Source organism: Streptomyces sp. YKOK-I1, assembly GCF_054660435.1.
The window spans coordinates 157,571-176,698 of the sequence record NZ_BAAGDR010000001.1; the positions used below are offsets into that span (position 1 = coordinate 157,571).

Annotated in this window: 14 protein-coding genes, 1 tRNA gene and 6 pseudogenes; 8 read left to right on the forward strand and 13 right to left on the reverse strand. The window is 68.9% G+C overall.

What is annotated here, in order from left to right; translation table 11 throughout:
* Positions 1–64 precede the first annotated feature (64 nt).
* Complete coding sequence (locus ACYQ8Q_RS00740; protein ID WP_460060740.1) at positions 65–3,724, forward strand: LamG-like jellyroll fold domain-containing protein; 3,660 nt, start codon at positions 65–67, stop codon at positions 3,722–3,724.
* Positions 3,725–3,960: 236 nt separating this feature from the next.
* Here the strand turns inward: ACYQ8Q_RS00740 and ACYQ8Q_RS00745 are convergent.
* Positions 3,961–4,188 (reverse strand): annotated as a pseudogene (locus ACYQ8Q_RS00745) (RraA family protein); the annotation flags it as partial.
* Positions 4,189–4,585: 397 nt separating this feature from the next.
* Here ACYQ8Q_RS00745 and ACYQ8Q_RS00750 point away from each other — a divergent pair.
* Positions 4,586–5,926, forward strand: a complete 1,341-nt coding sequence (locus ACYQ8Q_RS00750; RefSeq protein ID WP_460060742.1) for a radical SAM protein — start codon at positions 4,586–4,588, stop codon at positions 5,924–5,926.
* Entirely contained in the window at positions 5,923–6,930 is a 1,008-nt protein-coding gene (locus ACYQ8Q_RS00755) for an aminotransferase class I/II-fold pyridoxal phosphate-dependent enzyme (protein WP_460060745.1), read from the forward strand. The genes ACYQ8Q_RS00750 and ACYQ8Q_RS00755 overlap by 4 nt, the downstream gene beginning before the upstream one ends.
* Before the next feature lie 213 nt (positions 6,931–7,143).
* Here ACYQ8Q_RS00755 and ACYQ8Q_RS00760 read toward each other — a convergent pair whose 3' ends face one another.
* The 4 genes from ACYQ8Q_RS00760 to ACYQ8Q_RS00775 all read right to left on the reverse strand — a co-directional run bounded on the left by ACYQ8Q_RS00760 (position 7,144) and on the right by ACYQ8Q_RS00775 (position 10,787).
* Positions 7,144–7,740, reverse strand: a complete 597-nt coding sequence (locus ACYQ8Q_RS00760) for a hypothetical protein (protein WP_460060747.1) — start codon at positions 7,738–7,740, stop codon at positions 7,144–7,146.
* A 271-nt stretch (positions 7,741–8,011) separates the two neighbouring features.
* The gene (locus tag ACYQ8Q_RS00765; RefSeq protein ID WP_460060749.1) at positions 8,012–9,496 is read right to left on the reverse strand and encodes a hypothetical protein; all 1,485 of its coding nucleotides are present in this window, start codon (positions 9,494–9,496) and stop codon (positions 8,012–8,014) included.
* Positions 9,493–10,245 (reverse strand): hypothetical protein, encoded by a 753-nt coding sequence (locus ACYQ8Q_RS00770; RefSeq protein ID WP_460060750.1) that lies wholly within the window; start codon positions 10,243–10,245, stop codon positions 9,493–9,495. Before ACYQ8Q_RS00770 ends, ACYQ8Q_RS00765 begins: the two co-directional genes overlap by 4 nt.
* Positions 10,242–10,787, reverse strand: a complete 546-nt coding sequence (locus tag ACYQ8Q_RS00775) for a hypothetical protein (protein WP_460060751.1) — start codon at positions 10,785–10,787, stop codon at positions 10,242–10,244. Before ACYQ8Q_RS00775 ends, ACYQ8Q_RS00770 begins: the two co-directional genes overlap by 4 nt.
* Positions 10,788–10,875: 88 nt before the next feature.
* Here ACYQ8Q_RS00775 and ACYQ8Q_RS00780 point away from each other — a divergent pair, with 88 nt between their 5' ends.
* Positions 10,876–11,391, forward strand: a complete 516-nt coding sequence (locus tag ACYQ8Q_RS00780) for an N-acetyltransferase family protein (protein WP_460060753.1) — start codon at positions 10,876–10,878, stop codon at positions 11,389–11,391.
* Positions 11,392–11,731: 340 nt separating this feature from the next.
* Here the strand turns inward: ACYQ8Q_RS00780 and ACYQ8Q_RS00785 are convergent, their stop codons facing one another.
* Both ACYQ8Q_RS00785 and ACYQ8Q_RS00790 read right to left on the reverse strand, forming a co-directional pair.
* Complete coding sequence (locus tag ACYQ8Q_RS00785; protein ID WP_460060756.1) at positions 11,732–12,100, reverse strand: hypothetical protein; 369 nt, start codon at positions 12,098–12,100, stop codon at positions 11,732–11,734.
* A pseudogene (locus ACYQ8Q_RS00790) lies at positions 12,093–12,467 on the reverse strand (ATP-binding protein); the annotation flags it as partial. The pseudogene ACYQ8Q_RS00790 and the gene ACYQ8Q_RS00785, both read right to left, overlap by 8 nt.
* 351 nt (positions 12,468–12,818) lie before the next feature.
* On the opposite strand from ACYQ8Q_RS00790, the gene ACYQ8Q_RS00795 reads away from it, so the two are divergent.
* Positions 12,819–13,097 (forward strand): hypothetical protein, encoded by a 279-nt coding sequence (locus ACYQ8Q_RS00795; protein ID WP_460060759.1) that lies wholly within the window; start codon positions 12,819–12,821, stop codon positions 13,095–13,097.
* 71 nt (positions 13,098–13,168) lie between these two features.
* On the opposite strand, the gene ACYQ8Q_RS00800 is transcribed toward ACYQ8Q_RS00795, so the two are convergent.
* From ACYQ8Q_RS00800 to ACYQ8Q_RS00810, 3 genes and pseudogenes are all read right to left on the reverse strand, one after another.
* Positions 13,169–13,660 (reverse strand): hypothetical protein, encoded by a 492-nt coding sequence (locus ACYQ8Q_RS00800; protein WP_460060761.1) that lies wholly within the window; start codon positions 13,658–13,660, stop codon positions 13,169–13,171.
* 141 nt (positions 13,661–13,801) lie between these two features.
* Positions 13,802–14,224: pseudogene (locus ACYQ8Q_RS00805) on the reverse strand (alkaline phosphatase); the annotation flags it as partial.
* Between the two features lie 17 nt (positions 14,225–14,241).
* A pseudogene (locus ACYQ8Q_RS00810) lies at positions 14,242–14,495 on the reverse strand (IS982 family transposase); the annotation flags it as partial.
* 88 nt (positions 14,496–14,583) lie between these two features.
* On the opposite strand from ACYQ8Q_RS00810, the gene ACYQ8Q_RS00815 reads away from it, so the two are divergent.
* Positions 14,584–14,973 carry a hypothetical protein gene (locus tag ACYQ8Q_RS00815; protein ID WP_460060763.1) on the forward strand — a complete coding sequence of 130 codons (390 nt, stop codon included), beginning with the start codon at positions 14,584–14,586 and terminating at the stop codon, positions 14,971–14,973.
* Between the two features lie 28 nt (positions 14,974–15,001).
* On the opposite strand, the gene ACYQ8Q_RS00820 is transcribed toward ACYQ8Q_RS00815, so the two are convergent.
* Entirely contained in the window at positions 15,002–15,364 is a 363-nt protein-coding gene (locus tag ACYQ8Q_RS00820; RefSeq protein WP_460060764.1) for a hypothetical protein, read from the reverse strand.
* Positions 15,361–16,221: pseudogene (locus ACYQ8Q_RS00825) on the reverse strand (winged helix-turn-helix domain-containing protein); the annotation flags it as partial. The gene ACYQ8Q_RS00820 and the pseudogene ACYQ8Q_RS00825, both read right to left, overlap by 4 nt.
* A 257-nt stretch (positions 16,222–16,478) precedes the next feature.
* Between ACYQ8Q_RS00825 and ACYQ8Q_RS00830 the strand changes: the two are divergent.
* Positions 16,479–17,522, forward strand: a pseudogene (locus ACYQ8Q_RS00830) (IS110 family RNA-guided transposase).
* A gap of 28 nt (positions 17,523–17,550) precedes the next feature.
* Here ACYQ8Q_RS00830 and ACYQ8Q_RS00835 read toward each other — a convergent pair.
* Positions 17,551–17,958 (reverse strand): HEAT repeat domain-containing protein, encoded by a 408-nt coding sequence (locus ACYQ8Q_RS00835; RefSeq protein ID WP_460073121.1) that lies wholly within the window; start codon positions 17,956–17,958, stop codon positions 17,551–17,553.
* A 764-nt stretch (positions 17,959–18,722) separates the two neighbouring features.
* On the opposite strand from ACYQ8Q_RS00835, the gene ACYQ8Q_RS00840 reads away from it, so the two are divergent.
* A tRNA-Met gene (locus tag ACYQ8Q_RS00840) sits at positions 18,723–18,796 on the forward strand.
* Positions 18,797–19,128 lie beyond the last annotated feature (332 nt).

The window sequence follows — 19,128 nt, forward strand, 5'->3', positions numbered from 1 at the left end:
GTTGCACGTCCCACGATTGTCGAACCGGTTCGACTCACATCCCCGAGGATTGAGGACGCAATCCATGCCATCCGCTGACAGATCCGCCCGGCGCCGGGCCCCGGCCGCCATGGCGCTGGCCCTCGGTGCGGGCCTGCTGGCCGCGTCGGCCACCCCCGCGCAGGCGGACGACACACCCCAGCCCACCGCCCACTACACCTTCGACCAGGACGACCTCACCACCGGCAAGATCGCGGACAGTTCCGGCAACGGCCTGACGGCGACCCTGGTCAACGGTTCCACCGCCCAGTCCGTCGCGGGTAGCGACGGCGGCAAGGCGCTGTCCCTGCCCGGCGGTGCGCCCACCTCCGCCGGCGCATACGTCCGCCTGCCCCGCGGCATCCTCGGCGACGCGAGCGACTTGACGGTATCGGCCCGTGTGCAGTGGGGCGATGACAAGTCGGCCTGGCAGCGGATCTTCGATCTGGGCACCGACACGGGCAGGTACCTGTTCACGACGCCGTCCAACGGCGGAGTGCTGCGCACCGCCGTGACCACCGGCGGCGGAGGCGCCGAGGCCCAGGTCTCCGGCTACGCGCCGCTGCCCGCCGACGGCTGGCGGACGGTGACGGTCACCCTCGACACCGCCGCCCAACGGGTCACCACCTACCTCGACGGCGTGGCGGTCTCCTCCGCCGTGACCACCGTCAAGGCGAGGGACCTGCTGGACAGTACGGCCACGGCGGCCGGCTACATCGGCAAGTCCTTCTACCAGGACCCGCTGCTCAAGGGCGCGATCGACGACTTCGCGGTCTGGCACTCGGCGCTCACCGCCGAGCAGGTGGCCGCCACGGTCGGGACCCTCCCCACCCTCGACCAGCTCTCGCGGACGTCCTTCGACGTCCGTACGACGACCGCAACCGCCCCGTCCCTGCCCACCTCGGTCCGCTCCAGCTTCTCCGACGGCTACGACCGCGACACGCCGATCATCTGGGACGCCGTACCGCCCGAGAAGTACGCCACGGCCGGCATCTTCACGGTGGCCGGCACGTCGGCCGGACAGGCCGTGAAGGCGACCGTCACCGTGGTCCGCGAGGGCCAGCTCACCGTCGACCTCGCCTCGGACACCGGAGCCTTCCACGGCGGCGCCTCCGGGACCCTCTACGGCGTGTACGGACCGGACGTCCCCACCAACAACCTCATCGAGGGCATGGGCCTGCGTACCGTCTCCACCAAGGCGCAGGACGGCCCGCAGCACCCCGGTGCCGACGCGCTGGACGTGGTGAAGCCGCTGGCCGACTCCACCGACGGTGACGTGTACATCTACATGACCGACATCCACCGCGGCTTCCCGTACGAGTGGCCGGGCGACACACCGGCGGAGAAGCTCAGGCTCTACGAGGAGAAGATCGCGAAGCAGGTCGACCAGGTCCTGCAGCTGCCGAAGAAGTACCAGGACAACATCGTCTTCGTGCCGTTCAACGAGCCCGAGGGCAACATGTTCGGCACCGGCGACTGGAGCTACGACAAGGTCAGCTGGCTCACCGACCCCAAGGACTTCTTCGCCGCCTGGGACTCCGCGTACAGGCTCATCAAGGGCAGGATGCCGGACGCCCGCATCGCGGGCCCCAACACCAGTGTCCTGTTCGACCAGGTGAAGGGCTTCCTCACGCACACCCTGGCCGCCGGCACGCTCCCCGACGTGATCACCTGGCATGAGCTGAGTCACCCGGAGGCCGTGCGCCAGAACATCGCCAAGTACCGGGCGTGGGAGAAGGACCTGTTCAAGGGCACCGACCACGAAGGCACCCAACTCCCCGTCAACATCAACGAGTACGCCTTCAACTACCACACCTCCGTGCCCGGCCAGATGATCCAGTGGGTGTCCGCGATCGAGGAGTCCAAAGTGGACGCCGACATCGCGTACTGGAACATCGACGGCAATCTTTCCGACTCCGCGGTGCAGTCCAACCGCGGCAACGGCCAGTGGTGGCTGCTGAACTCGTACGCGTCGATGAGCGGGCACACGCTGACCGTGACACCACCGTTCCCGGGCCAGAACTACACCATGCAGGGCGTGGCCACGCTCGACGAGAGGAGGAAACAGTCCCGGCTGGTCTTCGGCGGATCCACCGGCAAGGGTCACATCACGTTCGACAACGTGCCAAGGAAGGTCTTCGGGGACAGCGTCCATGCCTGGGTGCGCGAGATCGAGTGGAGCGGGCAGGTCGGCGACAACTCCGGCCCGCGGCTCCTGACCGAGACAAACCTGAAGGTCGGTGACGACGGCAAGGTCGTCGTCGGCTTCGGCGACGGCACGCTGCCGAAGCTGAAGGAGTCCTCGGCGTACGAGATCGTCCTCAGCCCGGCCGGCAAGGCGAAGGGCACGCAGATCGCACCTGTGCGCTGGCAGGGCTCGTACGAGGCGGAGGACGCCGCCCACACCGGCTCCGGCTACTCCAAGAACGGCCCCGAGGGCTCCACTTCCAACGTGTCGAAGTTCTACACGTCCGGCGGCTACGACGTCGGCGGCCTGCGCACCGGCTCGGACGTCACGCTCGACTTCACCGTGGACGTTCCCGAGGACGGCACGTACGACCTGAGCGTCTTCGCCAACTCCCTCAACACCTTCGACAAGGTGAAGGAGCAGGGCCCGACCAACGTGTTCCTGCGGGTGGACGGACAGGCGGACGGCGAGCAGGAGTTGTACCTGCCGCTCGGCTACAAGTGGGTGGTGTGGGACCACACCGACACCGAGGTGCACCTGACCAAGGGCAAGCACACCCTGACGCTCGCCGCGAAGAGCCTCGACGGCAAGCGCGTCACCACGGGCGATGCCATCGTCGACCGCCTCACCCTGTCGCTGCCGTCCGCGTCGGCGTCCAGCGAGGTCTATGAGGGCGAGCTGGCCTGGACGAGCGGCGGGGCGCGGCCCGTCTACGACCTGCCGAAGCACATCCCGGCTCCAGCCACCGGATCCGGCGCGGTCCGGGTCGCGAGGAACCAGACGGCGACTTTCTGGGTCTACTCCCCCGCCGACCGCGAGACCACGATCGACGTCTCCACGCTCGGGGCCGCGGACGCCCGGCTGTCCGTCAACGGGCACGACGTCCTGCACGTTACCAAGGGGCGCCACGAGGTGGCCGTCTCCCTCTCGGGCGGCGTCAACAAGGTGACCGTGACCGGCGGTTCGGACGCCACGCTGGTCGACCGGCTGACGGTCACGCCCACCGACGGCACGCTCGAGGCACATACGTATGAAGCAGAGGACGCCAAGCTCGCGGGCACCGCGACGCTGACCCCGCTGGCACTGGCGACCGATGGTACGGCGATCACCGGGATCGGTGGTGACCCCGGCAACGGCAACACGGCGACGTTCACGGTGACCGCGGACACGTCCGGCCTGTACGCGCTGCGCATCCGCTACTCCAACCCGGAGCAGTCAGAGGCCACGCACTACAACCCGGACCCGCTGGCCCGCCACGCAGACATCACCGTCAACGGCGGGAAGGCGCAGCGCGTCGGCTTCCCGCACAGCTTCCACCAGGACAACTTCTGGGAACTGACCGTCCCGGTCCAGCTGAAGAAGGGACAGAACACGATCGCCTTCCGCTCCGAGGAACTGCCGGACTTCGACGGCACGACCTACGCCTCGGACACGTTCCCGGGGGTGCTGCTGCGCTCCCGCTACGCGCCGCTGATCGACCGGATCGTCGTCGCGCCGTACGCACGGAAAGTGCGATGACGCATCAACCGATGCCGCCGACCTGACGGGCTCGTCAACGGCACGGCAAACAGGCGCCTGGGCCGTCACGGTCGACCGACCCGGGCGCCTCGCTGTCGGCGAGCCCGCTGCTGAAGCCCTCGTGGTGGCGGGCATCCCAAGCAACCGTATGCCTGCCACGCGTGGTAGCTCCATGCGTGAGTCCGCCCCCGCGGTGCCCAACGGGGGCGACCGAACCCGCCCAACGGTGACCAGGACTACTCGGACGCCGGCAGCAGGGCTGCGCCGTCCTCGTCGGTGTGCGGGATGTCGCCCGGCGAAGGTGGCACCGCCGAACGACACCGGGACGTCCAGCTCGCCCAGCCCGGACTTGCCGCTCTTGCGCGGGTGGTACCGAGGGCCTGTACGCCGAGGGGCAGGTCGGCCGGCACGGCGACGTCCCGGACCGCTCCGAGGATCATCAGGCCGGCCCAGCCGTTGCCGCGGGCGCGCTCGGCGTCAGATCGCCGAGCAGGGCGCTGTCGGTGTCGTCACGGGCGTGGCGGTGGCGACAAGCGCGGGGCTGCCCCGGCCGCCGGACAGGCAGTCGCCGCGAGGGCGAGCGCGGTGCGCGGCATGTTCATTCGGCTCTCCAGAGACGCGCATTGCTGTGGATGCCGTGCGGGGCTGCGGCCGTGCGCCGCCCTACCGCCAAGGCCTGCAGTGGATACCGGACCGGGTTGAACCGCAGGCACGGAACTGCCAGTTGGCCTCGCAGTCCGACGCGGCGGCCCGTGCACCACCCGCCGACCCGAGGGCGCGGGAAGGGCAGGTCCTCGCGACGCCGCGCTCCGCCCGCAGTTGGGCCCATGTCGTCCGGACCCGTTCATGCATGATGACGACATGAACGATAGCGACCAGCGCTTCCACGTCATCGTGCTGTCGAACTTCGCGAAGGGCTTCGACAAGTACGCGTTCGCTTACGGCAAGGCGGGGATTCCGGAGAGTACCTATCCCGACCGGTTCCACCTGCTGACCCGTGCGGAGTTGGGAATCGGCATCGGCAAGGCGCGACGCCTGCTGCACCGTCTGGCCCTTCCGGGCGACCGGTTGCTGGTGCTGGAAACCATGGTGAACACCGACAAGCTGGTGCCCAACGTGTCGACCGGCCTCGGCATGGAACTGCACGAGGCTCGCATACGGTTGTCCGCAGTCCACGAGCTCGATGAAGCAGGCGACGAGTTCACTCTGCGCGCGACAACCGTCGAGGATGCGATGGCGGCCTCCCTGCGCCTGCACGGATCGGCACAGCGTCGCCATGCCGACACGCGACCGCGCTCGGTATCGCTTCTGCCGGTCGCCTCCGCCTGCCAGGCCCGGTGCTCGTTCTGCTTCTCCTCGGCTTCGATCTCCAGCGACCAAGCCCCGGCGCGGGTCCCGTGGGACGCGGTCGCCCACTGGCTGGAACGCGCCCGTGCGGCGGGTGCCGAACGTGCGGTGATCACCGGTGGCGGGGAGCCCACGCTCCTCCCCTTCGAACAGCAGCTGCGGCTGGTATCCGCCTGCTCGGCGGCCTTCCCGAAGGTCGTCCTGATCAGCAACGCGCACACCCTGGCGAAAGGCCGGCATGCCGACCGGGCCGGCCGCCTCGCAGCCCTGAGCTCCGCGGGCCTGAGCGTGCTGGCGGTCTCCCGGCACCACCACGACGACGACGTCAGCGAGCGGCTGATGATGCTGCGCACGCCGGTGAGCTCCGTGATCGACACCTGGCGCGTGGAACGCGACCGCTGGCCGGGGCTGCGGATGAGACTGATCTGCGTGCTCCAGCATGGTGGCGTCGCGGACTCGGCCGAGGTCGCCGAGTACCTTTCGTGGGCCGCGGCCCTCGGCGTCGAGGAGGTCTGCTTCAAGGAGCTCTACGTATCCACCAGCACCGAGTCGCTCTACTTCGACCGCGCCGCCAACGTCTGGAGCCGAGAGCACCAGGTTTCGCTGTCCGTCGTCACCCGTTTCGCGGAGCAGCACGGCTTCGAACTGGCGAGCCGCCTGCCCTGGGGCGCGCCGGTGTACGAGGGCAGCTGGGACGGACGACCGATGCGGATCGCCGCCTACACCGAGCCCAGCCTGCTCTGGGAACGCACCAGCGGGATCGCACGCAGCTGGAACGTCATGGCCGACGGACGCTGCTACGCCTCCCTGGAAGACCGGGCCAGCGAGATCGTGCCGGAAGGCGCGGTGACGTGAGGTTCGACGAGTTCCAGGAACTTCGGCAGCGCCGACTCAGTGCGTCCTCGTCGCTTCTGGACGCCGCCGAGACCAACGTGTACCGGGCGCTTGCTCCGATACGACCGCAACCGCCGACCGACATGCGTACGGTGCACCGGTGCGATCTCGCCCGTGCCTGGCTGCGGCGCTTCGAGCTGCCGGAAGAGTGGTCCGGCGACGCCATGGTCTGCCGAGGGGTCCGGCATGGGCTCGGTGTGGTGTTCCACTGGCTGCGCACCGTGCGTGCGCGGTTGTGGCTGCCCAGCGACGTGTACCCCGTCTACTTCGAGTTGGCCCGCGCTGCCGGCCTGGCGCCCGTGTCCTACCCGACGCTACCGGCACCGGCCCTGCCCGGGTCGCCGGCGGACCACCGGCTCGAATACCTGCTGCTCGCCAACCCCAGCAAGCCGCTCGGCCGATACCTGTCCGATGCCGAGTGCGCCGCGGTGATTTCGTGGCTGCGGGAATCACCACGCCGCCGCCTGCTGATCGACAGCGTCTACGACCTGGGAGCCCCGTTCGCTGCCGGCACACGGCGATTGCTGGACACCGGTTGTGCGGTTCTGCTGCATTCGGTCACCAAGGGATGGCTGTGGCCACGCACCTTCGGCGTGGTCCTGGTGGGTCGTGCGCAAGCCGAATTGGCCGAAGCGTTCCGGGCTGATCCGCCGACGCCGGCACAGCTGAGGCTCGCCGACCGACTGCTGACCGAGCACAGCGACGTGCCCCGCCAGGTCGTCGCCGAACTGGCCGTACGAGCTGAGCGGCTGTTCGAACGGTTGCCGGACGAGGTGCTCGAGGCGATTCCCACGGCGAGCCGGACTTGTTCCGGCAACTACTTCTTCCCGGTCGACATCCCAGCGGAGACGCTCCGACGCGAGTGCGGTGTGCTCGCCATGCCAGTCAGCGTGTTCGGGGAGAGCAACTGGTCCGGATCCATCCTGACGAGCCTTGCTGACGCTTTCGCCCCGACGCGGCCGTGACGGTGACGGTGACACGATGAAACCGCTGCAGGACCTGGCCCGCGACATCCCCTTCTTCCTCGGCCAAGCGGTCCGAGCGGGCCGTCCGGTGCCAGGGGGCCCTTTTTCCGGGCACCCGCACCTCCGACTCACCCCAACCAGGCCCTTGTTCGAACCCCTCCGACCACACGGCGGTCCAGGGCCTCCGGCGTCGATGCGCCGGTCAACCGTGTGTCACACGAAGCGTCGGGCGGTGTCGGTCCAGGAGGTCTCGTGCCGATTGTCGGTAATTGCCTTGAAGTTACGGGCAGCGACAGCGGCACTGGGCCGGGCCCTGGTCCTTGGCCCTGTGCTCAGCAGGACGGACGTGGCCGCCGACAACGACTTGCTCGCCATGTACGGCGCGGCACCGGAAGACCTCCAGCCCACTGGTTGTCCTCGTTTGATGCTCCGGCGGACGACCTTGAACGCCTGGCGGACACCGCCGAGCGTGTCGATGTCGTCCTCGGTGAGGAAGCGCTCGGCGGCCAGCTTGGCCATGAGGGCCTCGATCTGCCCTTCGGCGGCGGTTGCCCGTTCGAGGCAGCCCCAACCGATATGTTCGGGCGTGGTGACAGGTGTGTGGCCGTCCGTCAGGGAATCCCACGTCTTCCAGATGGCCACGAATTCCCCGTAGAGACGTTGGAAGTCCTGAGCGGCCGCCAGGTCCATCTCCCGGCGCTTCTTGACCTGTTCCCAGCGGTCAGTGACCCGGACCGTCACGAGCCAACCTCCGCCGAGGGTGACGGCCACCGTGAGCAACGGGGAACCTACCGACTCGATGATCGACATGAGCCTCCTGACGACGGTGACGAGTAGTCGCGGCCACATTGTGCTGCGCGGCGCAAGGGATCGTGGCGTGCTCTCGTTTTCTCTTCCCGACCGGCCGTAGCGGGCGGTCTTCTTCGACAGCTGCTTTTCGCCGGCGGCAGGGACGAACATCAATGCCCCGTGCCCCCCCACGCTGATGAGTCCAAGCGCCTTGGGGCAGGACACGCACAGCGATCAAGCCCTCCGGCGAGACTCCCTGCCTGGGCGCCAGCGAGATGGAGACGAGCCTCGACTACAGGCGGCCGACCGCGCTGTTGCCTGCCGTACCGCCGGCCGGCGTGTGCGGGCGGGCGGGCCATGAAGGTCTGTCATAAGACGCGGGGGGGGGGTGGCCGAGGGCTGCGGCGTGAGGGCGGTGTGTATCTACTGCCGTGGGTGCTCGGGCCGGGGGGCCGGGGCGCTCGGTCTGGCTCGGCGTTCTGATCGCGGCCGTAGGCCGGACCGTGACTTCGCTCAGGCCGCGGACCACCCGGCTGACGCCGGCGTCCCGGAGGGCCTGCGCGTCGTGGCTGCCAGTCGTCACACCAAGGCCGACAACACCCGCAGCCCAGGCCCCCTCCATGTCCAGGACGTGGTCACCGACGTAGACCTCTGCGCCGTACCGGATCATCGCGACCGCGTCCGGGACAAGGCCGGCGGATGCCAGGCACACCTCGGCAATGGGCTGGACGCGTGAGGTGAGGACGCCGAGGCGGGCCGCCCCTCCCCCGGACGCGCGCCGCGAAGTCCGCGGCCCTTGGCAGCAGAACGATCCGGCCGACACCGATCCCGACGAACGCGGCGCGGAAGACATGCGCTGCCTCGTCCAGGCGTTCCAGCGCGCCGACTCCCGGCCGATGGGCGAGCCAAGTCCGGCGACGAAGGCGTCCACGTCCACGCGCTCCCCGCAGTGGGCTGGTGCCCGCCGTGGCGCGCGAGCGCCGCCCCTGCGGGTCACCGTAGCGGCGGCGCGTGGCCGAGCCTTCGTGAATGCGCTGACAGCGCTTGGGCCGCGTTCCTGGCGGGCGGGAGGGCGGTGGCGGAGCCTCAGGCTGTTTGCGGGGCGGGTGCTCCCGGTGTTGGAGGATCGAGTCGGGTGACGAGGGTATGGCCCGATACGCTGGAGTTCCTCGTGGTGGTCGATGCTCTGGAACCTGCCGTCACGCCGGGGCAGGGCCGGTGCCGCGAGGGGGCCCATGCTGACCAGGCAGGTCACCACGTGGTTCGCCGTCGCAGGGTTCTTGGCCATGGCCCGCAGCAGGGCGTCCAGGACGGCCGGTGCCTCGGTTTGACCACCGCTCTCCCAGAGCGCGGCCGCGCAATGCACCCGGACCCATGCGTAGTCGTGCGTCAGGAGGCCTTGCAGACGTGGCAGTGCGGCGGAGGCCGACGGGCCTGTCTCACCGAGCAGATCAGCCGCGTCACTGATCCAGAAGGTGATCGGGTCGTCGAGGAGGTTGAGCAGGAGCGGCATGACCTCGGCCAGGTCGCCGCCGACGGCCCACAGCGCGGCGACTGCGGCAGGGTGTATGCGGGCGTCGGTGGCGGTGGTCAGCGACCGGATCGTCTCCTGCGCGCCGGCCGCCGCCGGACCGAACGCCCGCAGCGCCTCAAGAGCTGATCGCGTGATGCGGTCCTGCTGTTGGCAGACCGCGGCACCGAGCGTGTCCACCACCACAGGAAGCGCGGCAGGGTCGCCCAGCGCGGCCAGGGCAGCCAGGATCTCGTTGGCGCTCATCTGGTCCTCTGCTGGGAGAGGTCGATCCGACGCAGATGGGCGCAGAGCCGGGGCACCAAATGGGCTGCCTCTTGCGGCAGATGCCCTGCGACCTGGATCGCGCGCCAGGCGTCGACGTCGCTGTCGAGCGCGGGCGTCGCCCAGGCGCGCCAGGGCCCGGACGGCATCGTGGTGGCTTCGAGGCCGGGCGCGGCCCATACGTGGGGGCCGTGCGCCGCGCGTTGGGCGTGGAGGTGCGCGGCGAGTGCATCCCGGGCCGGGGCTGCGATCGGGTGACAGGCGGCCAGGACGGCCGCGGCCTCGGCGGCGACCTCCTGGTCGGCCGTGCCCAACTGGTCGGTGACCAGCAGGAGCAGCCGGATGTGCTCCCCGCGCCAGGTGCGCATCAGCTCCCCGCTCATGCGGACCGCGTCCAGGCGCGCGCCGGGGTCAGGGTTGCGCAGCTGCTCGGCCAGCACCGCGGTGCGCTCGGGCACCCGGGCCTCCAGGACCTCGTCGAACGTGCGCAGCAGGGTCGTGGTCGGTGCGTACACGCGGGCGTGCCGGTCGAGATCCTCGAAGGCGGCGACGATCTGGGTCGCAACGGTGTCCGTGGATGCCGTCGGGCGGCTCGGGCCCGGCACGATCCGCCGCACGGGGAGGCTGCGGGTGGTCTCACGCAGCAGGCCGACGCCAGCCCGTACGACGTCCTCGCCGATCTCCTCCGGCGCGCAGCGGGCCCGCTGGACAACGGCCGCGAGCCGGGTCACCGGTCCCTGGGCCGAGTCGGCGGCGACCCTGATAACCAGTGTGTCACCTGGTACGAGACCGTCGGCAGGCGCAGTGCCAGGGTGGCCGCCGCATCCACGATCCGCAGCCGCGCCGCGATACCTTCCTCGGCGGGCAGCCGCTCGCGCAGCACCGCGGCGGCCAGGCACACGTCCGGATCGAGGTCGCGGGCGAGTTCGGCGAACCGCGCACCCCGCTCGCGCAGGAACGCAACGGCCTGTGCGCAGCCCATCGGCGGGCAGCACTCGATCTCGGTGCCGTCGTCCTCGAAGCCCCGCTTCAGGGACTCCCGGCCGATGCTGACCAGCAGCGCGACAACGGCAGCCCGGCCATGCGTGGCGCCGCCGGTAGCCAGTTCGAACAGGAAGGGCAGGCTGGCTGCCGTCGCCAGGTACACACTGCCCTGGTGATGGACCGCGCCGTAGAAGCGGTCGAGGGCCTTACGGCGTTCCTCCGGGTCCGGGGAGCGCAGCGCGGTCAGCAGCGCCGGTACCTCCTCGGCCGACCCGTACGCATGCTCCATCGACGCCCAGTCGATGTCGGGTCCAGCCGCACAGAAGGGGCGGAAAACGCAGTTCGCTCTGAGGTATCTGTGCCATTACGGTGGCGCGATGGTGCACGTGCGGGAGATGGATGCGGCCGACATCGAGGCCGTTTCGGTGATCCGAGTCCGAGGGTGGCAGGCGGCGTACGCCGGCATCGTTCCCCAGACGTATTTGGATGCCATGACGGTGGAGGGTGATGCCGGTCAACGGCGACAGTGGTTCTCTCAACCCGGACGACAGTCACGGGACCTTGTGGCGCTCGGTGACCGTGGCCCGGTGGGGTGGATCTGCTTCGGGCCGTGTCGAAGTGAGATGCCCGGTCCGGGACGGGTCGGAGAGGTCTACGCCCTGTACATCTCGCTGGATCTGATTGGCCAGGGCATCGGCCGGATCCTCCTCGGCGAGGCTCATGCCCAGATGAGGAGCCAGGGCTTCGAGACGTCAGCTTTGTGGGTTCTGTGTGACAACCAACGCGCCCAGCGCTTCTACGAGCGAGCCGGCTATCAGGCTGATGGTGCGGCTCAGAACGACGTCTACGACGGGATCACGCTCACGGAGCTCCGCTACCAGCGCCTGCTTTGAGTCGAACAACGCCGGACGCATCCTTGTCAGTTCGAGGACCCCCATCTCGCCTTCCACCGGCCGACTTGTCGGCTCCCGCTCACCGTGATCGGGCGGCCTTCTACGATCCGGCACATGCTGGCTCCCGAGCTGCTGGGACGGATCACCGCGCGTCGCGCGGAATTGGCCGAACTCGCCGTCACTGAACGGGTCGTTGAACGGATGGCTGGGCAGCTCGCTGCGAAACGCGCTGTGGGCCGTGTCGGCGGTCAGCCGATCCCCACCCCCCATGTTCATGTAATTCCCCAGGTAGTGGCCGTAGCAGCGGTCGGGCCCCGCTGGTGGCGCGGGGCCCGACTGGTCAGTCCTGCCAGTCCAGCTGTGGCTCGGGGATTCCGATGGAGCGCGCGTAGTCCTGCGCCTGCCGACGTCCTTCCGGTTGCTTGCGCGGATAGCGGAAGATCTTGTCGGCGAAGACGACGAACGCCTCTGTGGTGGTGTTGTAGTTGACATACCAACCCCCGGTCGGGGCCAGGCAGGCGGCCAGCTGCTCGGCCAGACGCTCGGCGTCGGCCTCCTCGGCAGCGAAGTCCAGGAGAGTCCACCGGTGCGGCTGCTCGGCAGCGGTGTTGTTCACCTCCACTCTAGCGATCTTGGTGATGTGCAGCGGGACTCCAGCCAACTCGGTTCCGACCCGCAGACTTTCCGCGATCAGCACGCCTTCAAGCACCCGGTCCTCCTTGATCTCGACGCGGTGAGAGTAGCGAGGACCTGTGACAGTGACGGACCACCATTGCGTCAGCCATTCGAGCGCGTCCCGGCTTGTTGGTGGGTCCCTTGGGTCGGTGCCAGTCGCTGGGCGCCCTGTTGCTCGTGATGATCAGAGACCGGCCCTGCCGTTCGGAGACGAGTTCGTAGAGGTCGTCGGCCTGCGACGCGGCCAGTTGGCGCATGGCGAAGTCGTCGAGGATGAGCAGGTCGGGGCGGATGAGCTCGCGCATGCGCTTGTCCCAGGTGCGGTCCGCGTGGCCACCGACGAGCTCGGCGAGGATGCGGCTGGTCTTGGTGAAGCGAACGTTGGCGCCCTGACGGACGGACACCTGGCTCTTGGACCGGCCCGCGTACCAGTGCACGTAGATCTCGACGATGTCGACCACGGTGCATGTTCTCCTTGCCATCCGGTGCGTCCGTCGGCCTCTCGGCTCGCAGATCGAGGGACCTCGACGGCTCCGAGAGACCAGGACCCTCACCCCAGGCACCGGCATGCCCATGGGGAACCAGACCGATCCTCAAGGAACGTCCAAGAAGTGGGTAAACCACCCGATACAGGGAACATCAGGCTAGTTCGAGCATGGTCAGCGGCATCATCGACGGCCAGCGTCCCGGTGGGGAGTCGTGACCACGAGGGTGGGGAATTGGCTGACGCCGATCGTGCAGATCGTGGGGGATTGTTTGATCGCCGACACGCGATGGGTGTCGCCTTCCTTCCCCTGGCCCGCACCCCTCCCGACGCCACGGCCGCCGTCTTGGCCTCACTCGGCCTCGGCATCACCCTCGGCAACCTCGCCACCGGCGCCCCGTGGGACTTCGCCGCACGGCACGATGCCCGCTGGCTGACCTGGTACGCCCTGACCGCCGCCGGGCTCATCTGCGCGGCATCCGTTGCCAGGCTCGCCCGCAGGGGACACCTGGCCGTACGGGAACGACCGCAACTCGCCGCCCCCTGACGCGACGACGTGCATGCGTGGGGGCGGCGGGCCGGGCTCGTCGGCCTCGCCCAGCTGCCCCCTCGATGCTGTCAACCGCCCTGGCAGGCCCTGGCCTTGAACTCCGCCACGGGCACCGTGACCGCGGATTCGCCCCCGCCTTCCGAGACCTCGTCGTACCGGACCATTCCCGGCGTGAGCCGGTCCTGGTCGCTCACGGTGAACGAGACGCTGCTGGAGGACCACGAGTTGTCCCTGGTCCACCCGTAGAAGGCGTACGTGGTCTTGGCGGTGAGCGCGGTGAGCGGTGTGGTCGTGGTCCAACCGGCGGACGGCGCATCGAGCGTCCAGGTGGCGAGTCCTGCCGTGAGGGGGTGGTCGGCGGTCCATTCACCGACCGTGACCTCGCTGTCGACGTCCGCGTCCGTCACATAGAGGGACGCCCCGTCGATCTGATGTCCGCAGACCATCATGACGCCGAGGAGCTGTCCGTCGCCGGTCACGGAGATGCCGGCGACGGCATCGACGGGAACCGTGCACCCGGAGGTGGTGGTGAGCGCCGCGCCCACAGCTGCGGCACCCACGACACGCCGCAACACGGGCCATGAAACAACCGACCGCATACAGCCCCCTTGGCCCCGGGGCGCTCCTGCTTACCCCTGTAGCCCGGATGGTAGGGGTGCCCGGCGCCGAGGACACCGACGGGGCGAACCGGTGGCGGCCGGTCAGCGCGGGCGAAGCGCATCGCGGATCGTCGTGAACAGGTCGGTCTGGTTGGTCACTCCCAGCACCCGGTACGCCTGCGGCCCTGCGCGGCGATGCGCACCCCGGCGCCCGTGTGTTCCTGGGACTGGCCCGGGGTGTTGGTCGAGTAGCTGACCTTCAGCTGCTGGCCCTCGTCGGTGGCCAGGGTGGGGTGGAGAACAGGCCGGGCGGGGTGGCCACCAGCAGGGCGATCTGGCTGGTGTGGCCGTGGTCGGCGGTGGTCACCACAAGCGTGTCGGGGTACTTGGCCGCGTAGGCGCGGGCCACTTCACCGCACGGTCGAAGGCGGCGGTCTCGCCGATCTAGCCGCAGGGGTCGGCCGCCGCATGGTCCTGCTTGTCGATCGAGGCGCCCTCGATCTGCAGGAAGAAGCCCTTGCCGGAGTGCTGGGTCGGAGCGTTTTGACGGTCTTGCGGGAGCGGCCGCACTCCACCGGGGCGGAGTCCACGACCCATACGTCGTCGCTCCACACCGAGGTGGTGGCGGCCAGGATCCGGTTGACGCTTCGCATCAGACCGGCGGCCGTGCGCAGCCGCTTGTAATAGCCTGGCTGCTGGGGCAGGCAGAAGAAGAGGTGGCGCAGGTGGGCACGGGCATGGCGGAGCCATTGGCCTCGGAGGCGTAGCCCAGTAGGGCCTGCATCGTGGCGAGTGTGTCCACGTCGTTCGTCACAAAACGATCTTGGACATCCTCGTTCCCGTCTCCGCAGGCACCCTTTGGACCTCACCACCAGGAGGAACCAGTGTCATACCCGCAACTGCTCACCCCCGAGGAGAAGCTTGCCGACGCGAAGAAGCTGTTGAGCCTCCCGCGTATCGTCGTAATCTGCGGTTCCACCCGGTTCATGACCGAGATGACTGAGGCCGATCTGCGGGAGACCAACGCCGGAAAGATTGTCGTCAAACCGGGCTGTGACATGAAGTCGCGGCACGAACTCTGGTCCGATCCTGTCGAGGCCGAGGCGCTGAAGGTTCAACTCGACGATCTGCACCGGGCGAAGATCCGGCTCGCCGATGAGGTGCTCGTAGTCGGCGACTACATCGGAGACAGCACCCGAGCCGAAATCGCCTACGCCCGGTCGCTGGACAAGCCCGTGCGGTTCACGCACCCCGAAGTCGACCCTGACGACTGACCGTCCGCTGGGCGCTGATTGTTCGGGATCAAGAGCGTGCCTGCAACCAGTGACGTGCGGTGGCCAGTGACACTTCGATGTCGTCGCTCCAGGAACAGATTTCCAGCCACGCCAGGTAGCCGCCCTGGGTGAAGACCAGGGCCTCACCGGGACACTCCCCAGCTTCGGTGACGAGCTGCACATCGGCCACCACTACCGTGCTGGGGCCGGTGGGCGCAGATTCCACCTTGCTGGTGTCGAGCTCGAAGTAGGCGGTACCGCACCCGCATGTGCAGCGCGCTCGCACGCTGAGGTACGGAACCTGTTGTCGGAGCGCGATGTGAACCGGGGTGTCCCCGTTCAGGACTGCCGCAAGCACGTCGGCTACGTCGGCAGGCAGGCTCTCATTCATCCCGTCACCGTATCTGAACAGCAACTTTTCTTGAGCTTGCGCTTCACGGCACGGGTGATCTGGCTGAGATCGGCTGCGGCGAGGTTGCCGATGTCGCGCTTGACCAGCGACCAGATGCCCTCTTGCGGGTGCAGGTCGGGCGCGTAGGTGGGCAGCTGGAAGACCGTGAGTCAGTTCGCTTTCGCTTCGATGAACGCCCGCAAGGACTTGGTCAGGTGGAGGCGGACGTTGTCCCAGAGCAGGACGATCGGACCGCCAAGCTGGATACGGGCGCGGATCAGTAGGCCTCGGAAGTCGCGCCAGCCGAAGCCCTTGGGCTGGTCCTTGCGCCCGGTGTACTCATGGATGGAGCAGAAGAGCCGGGATCGTTCGCCGGGCTTGTAACAGGTCATGCCTGCCATCGAGACCCGCCCTGAGCCCCGGCCGCGCACGTGGACCACCGGGGTGCAGCCTCGGCGGCCCCAGGTCTTGGCCCGCGGCCAGACCTGCTTCCTCCACAGCTCCACAGCATCATCGTCACGCTCGATGGCGCGGCGTGCCGGTTGCTGCCAGGACCAGCCGCGCCGCTTCAGCAGCCGCCACGTCCCCTCGACCGTGTACGACACGTGGAACAGCCTGCCGATCAGCGTCTTCACCCGGGCCGAGGTCCACCGCTGGTCGACCCAGCCGTGGACCAAGGGGCCGCGCTCCAACTCCCTCTCCAGCCGGGCAATCTGCTTCTCACTGAGCCGCGGCCTCCCGGGTGAGCCTTTTGACGGAACTCCAGCCTCGCCCCGCTCGCGCCACTGGCGGCGCCGCCGCTCCACCGACCACTCGCTGACTCACAGTGCGTCAGCTATGTCCCGGTTCTTCCCCCCCGTTATGTTCTTCGCGGTCCTGCAAGAGGGCGGCCGCTGGCCTCCGGGCCCGGCATGACTGTGTCCCCCTGTCGAACGGATGACCTGGGGGGTGGTGTCACCGGGCCCGTGGGGTGCCGTCGGAGACGCTGACAAGAGGTCCGACGGCCGCCTGAACAGGCGCGTCCGGTCGTTCGAGGGTGGCAGGTCTGCATAACGTGGATGCGCGTGCACGACACCGATGCCAGGCCAGCCGCGCCGAAGGAGTGGAGAACACAGTGTTAGACACCGGCGACGTGGGCGTGTTCCTCGGCCTGGACGTCGGCAGGACCGCTCATCACGGGCACGGGCTGACCCCGGCCGGGAAGAAGGTCTTCGACAAGCAGCTGCGAGCCGAAGCTGCGGGCCATCTTCGACAAGCTGACCGCGAAGTTCGGCACCGTCCTGGTGATCGTGGACCAGCCCGCCTCCATCGGCGCCCTGCCCCTGACCGTCGCCCGTGATGCGGGCTGCAAGGTCGCCTACCTGCCCGGACTGGCGATGCGCCGGATCGCCGACCTCTACCCCGGCGAGGCGAAGAACGACGCGAAGGACGCCGCGGTGATCGCGGACGCCGCGCGCACGCTGCCCCACGCGCTGCGCTCGCTGGAACTCACCGAGGAGATCACCGCCGAACTGACCGTGCTCGTGGGCTTCGACCAGGACCTCGCCGCCGAAGCCACCCGCACCAGCAACCGCATACGCGGCCTGCTCACCCAGTTCCACCCCAGCCTCGAACGCGTCCTGGGCCCCCGTCTCGACCACCAGGCCGTCACCTGGCTGCTGAAGCGCTACGGATCCCCAGCCGCGCTACGGAAAGCCGGCCGCCGCAGACTCGTCGAGGCCATCAGACCCAAGGCCCCGCGCATGGCCGCTCGGCTGATCGACGAGCGACGGTCCTGACCTCGATGCCAGGGGTCGCGGTCAGGACCGCCGCCGTACTGCTGGTCACCGTCGGCGACGGCACCAGCTTCCCCACTGCCGCCCACCTGGCCTCCTACGCCGGACTCGCGCCCACCACGAAGTCGTCGGGGACCTCGATCCACGGCGAACACGCGCCCCGAGGCGGCAACCGGCAGCTGAAACGGGCGATGTTCCTCTCCGCGTTTGCAGCCCTGCACGATCCCGCTTCCCGGACCTACTACGACAAGTGCCGAGCCTGCGGAAAGACCCACACCCAAGCCCTTCTCCACCTGGCCCGGCACCGCATCAGCGTGCTGTTCGCGATGCTCCGCGACGGCACCTTCTACGAACCCCGCGTCCCCCACGCGATGGCTGCATGAACCAGCCCACAGGCAGCTCGACTCACAATCAGCATCTTGTGCCGTCCGCCCACGCCGAGACCTCCGCGGCACCCCGACGGACAGCTTCTTCCGGGTCCCGGGCGAGCTGCCCGCAGACCGCTGCGACGCCCAGCACACCGTCCGGCCCCACGAGCGCGTCATGCACCACGGTCTGCAGCCAGTCAGCCTGGTGGTCGTCAGCCTCGGCAACCGCGAGAGCGATGAGCCTTACGGCGGCCACCGTCCCCACCCGGGCCAGCGCCTCTGCCGTCTGCCGGGTCACCGCCCTGTCCTCGACGTCCAGCAACAGCCGCACCAACGCTTCCGCAGCCTCAGGAACATCAGCGAAGGAAGCAAGGTCACGCCCGGCACGAACACGTTGCGACCACGAAGGAGACAACGCCTCAGCCAAGGCCGCCTCCAACCCACTCATCATCTCCGACACGACCAGACAGTCTCATGCCCCACGCAGAAGATCGAACCCCGGGCCGACGCTGCCCACCCGCTTGACCAAGGACATAGAGGCACCCCCCGCGTTCGAAGCGTTCCACGGCCTGAAGCCGGATCCGCTCCCGCGCGACCCTCCCAGCGTCGGTCAACCCGCCGCCCTGCGCGTATCTCACGATCCAGAGCTACCGGAGCTGAGCGGCCACTGCCAGTCGAACGCCCCGACATCACCCCATCAAGTTCAGATGCCGACTCACGGGTACGGAACCCCCAGGAATCCTGGTGTCCGCGCTGTTCGGAACTCGAACGCGCTCATGTCGCAGGACATGCAGAACTCTGGCACCCACTGGTTCCGCGCTATCCACGCCAAGTTCTGCGCGACCGGATCCACTGACATGAATCAGGGGCCCCTTTCCCCAGGCCCACGCGGTTTGCCCGGAGTCGCTGATCCACCGGACAACCAGCGAGGAGGAGTTCGTCGGGCTGTTCCGCGACATGAGCCTGGCGAGGAGCGCGTCGTGCAGTTGGGGCCACACGCCGGCCTCGGTCCACTCGGCCAGGCACCGCCCCGCATACGACACCTCACCCTCGTCCTGCCCCCACCACGCCACCTGCCTCCTCGACGCCCAGGAGCCGGAGGCGACGAAGGCCTCCGCGAGGTCTGCTTCCGCGACAACGGCCGGCGCGCCCGTGCGGGCCGGCTCGAAAATCCCCCATCCAGAGCGCCGGCATCCCGTACTCTGAGGAAACCGACGCGGGGTGGAGCAGCTCGGTAGCTCGCTGGGCTCATAACCCAGAGGTCGCAGGTTCAAATCCCGCCCCCGCTACGAAGACTTCGGCCCCCTTTCGACATTGCCTCAGAAGGGGGCCGAAGTCGTCCAGCCCCCTCGCCCGACGCGCCCAGCACCGACCGAGGGCGTCGGTACCTCGCTCGCGGAGCCTGACTGCCGCATCGGGCCTTCGAGGGTGAGGGTGTCGCCGCGGGTCCCCGTCCGGAGCAGCTGTGCCCACGCGGGCAGCGATGTCCGGCCGGAGCAGCGAGTAGGCGTGGAGCGTGCGGCGTCGAACCTTCCGGGGAGCGGCACCATCCCCGAGTCCGGCCGGACCAGCGGTTCGGTGAGGTTCGCCCCGTGCCCCAGCGGCCCGGCAGGGCCGTTCC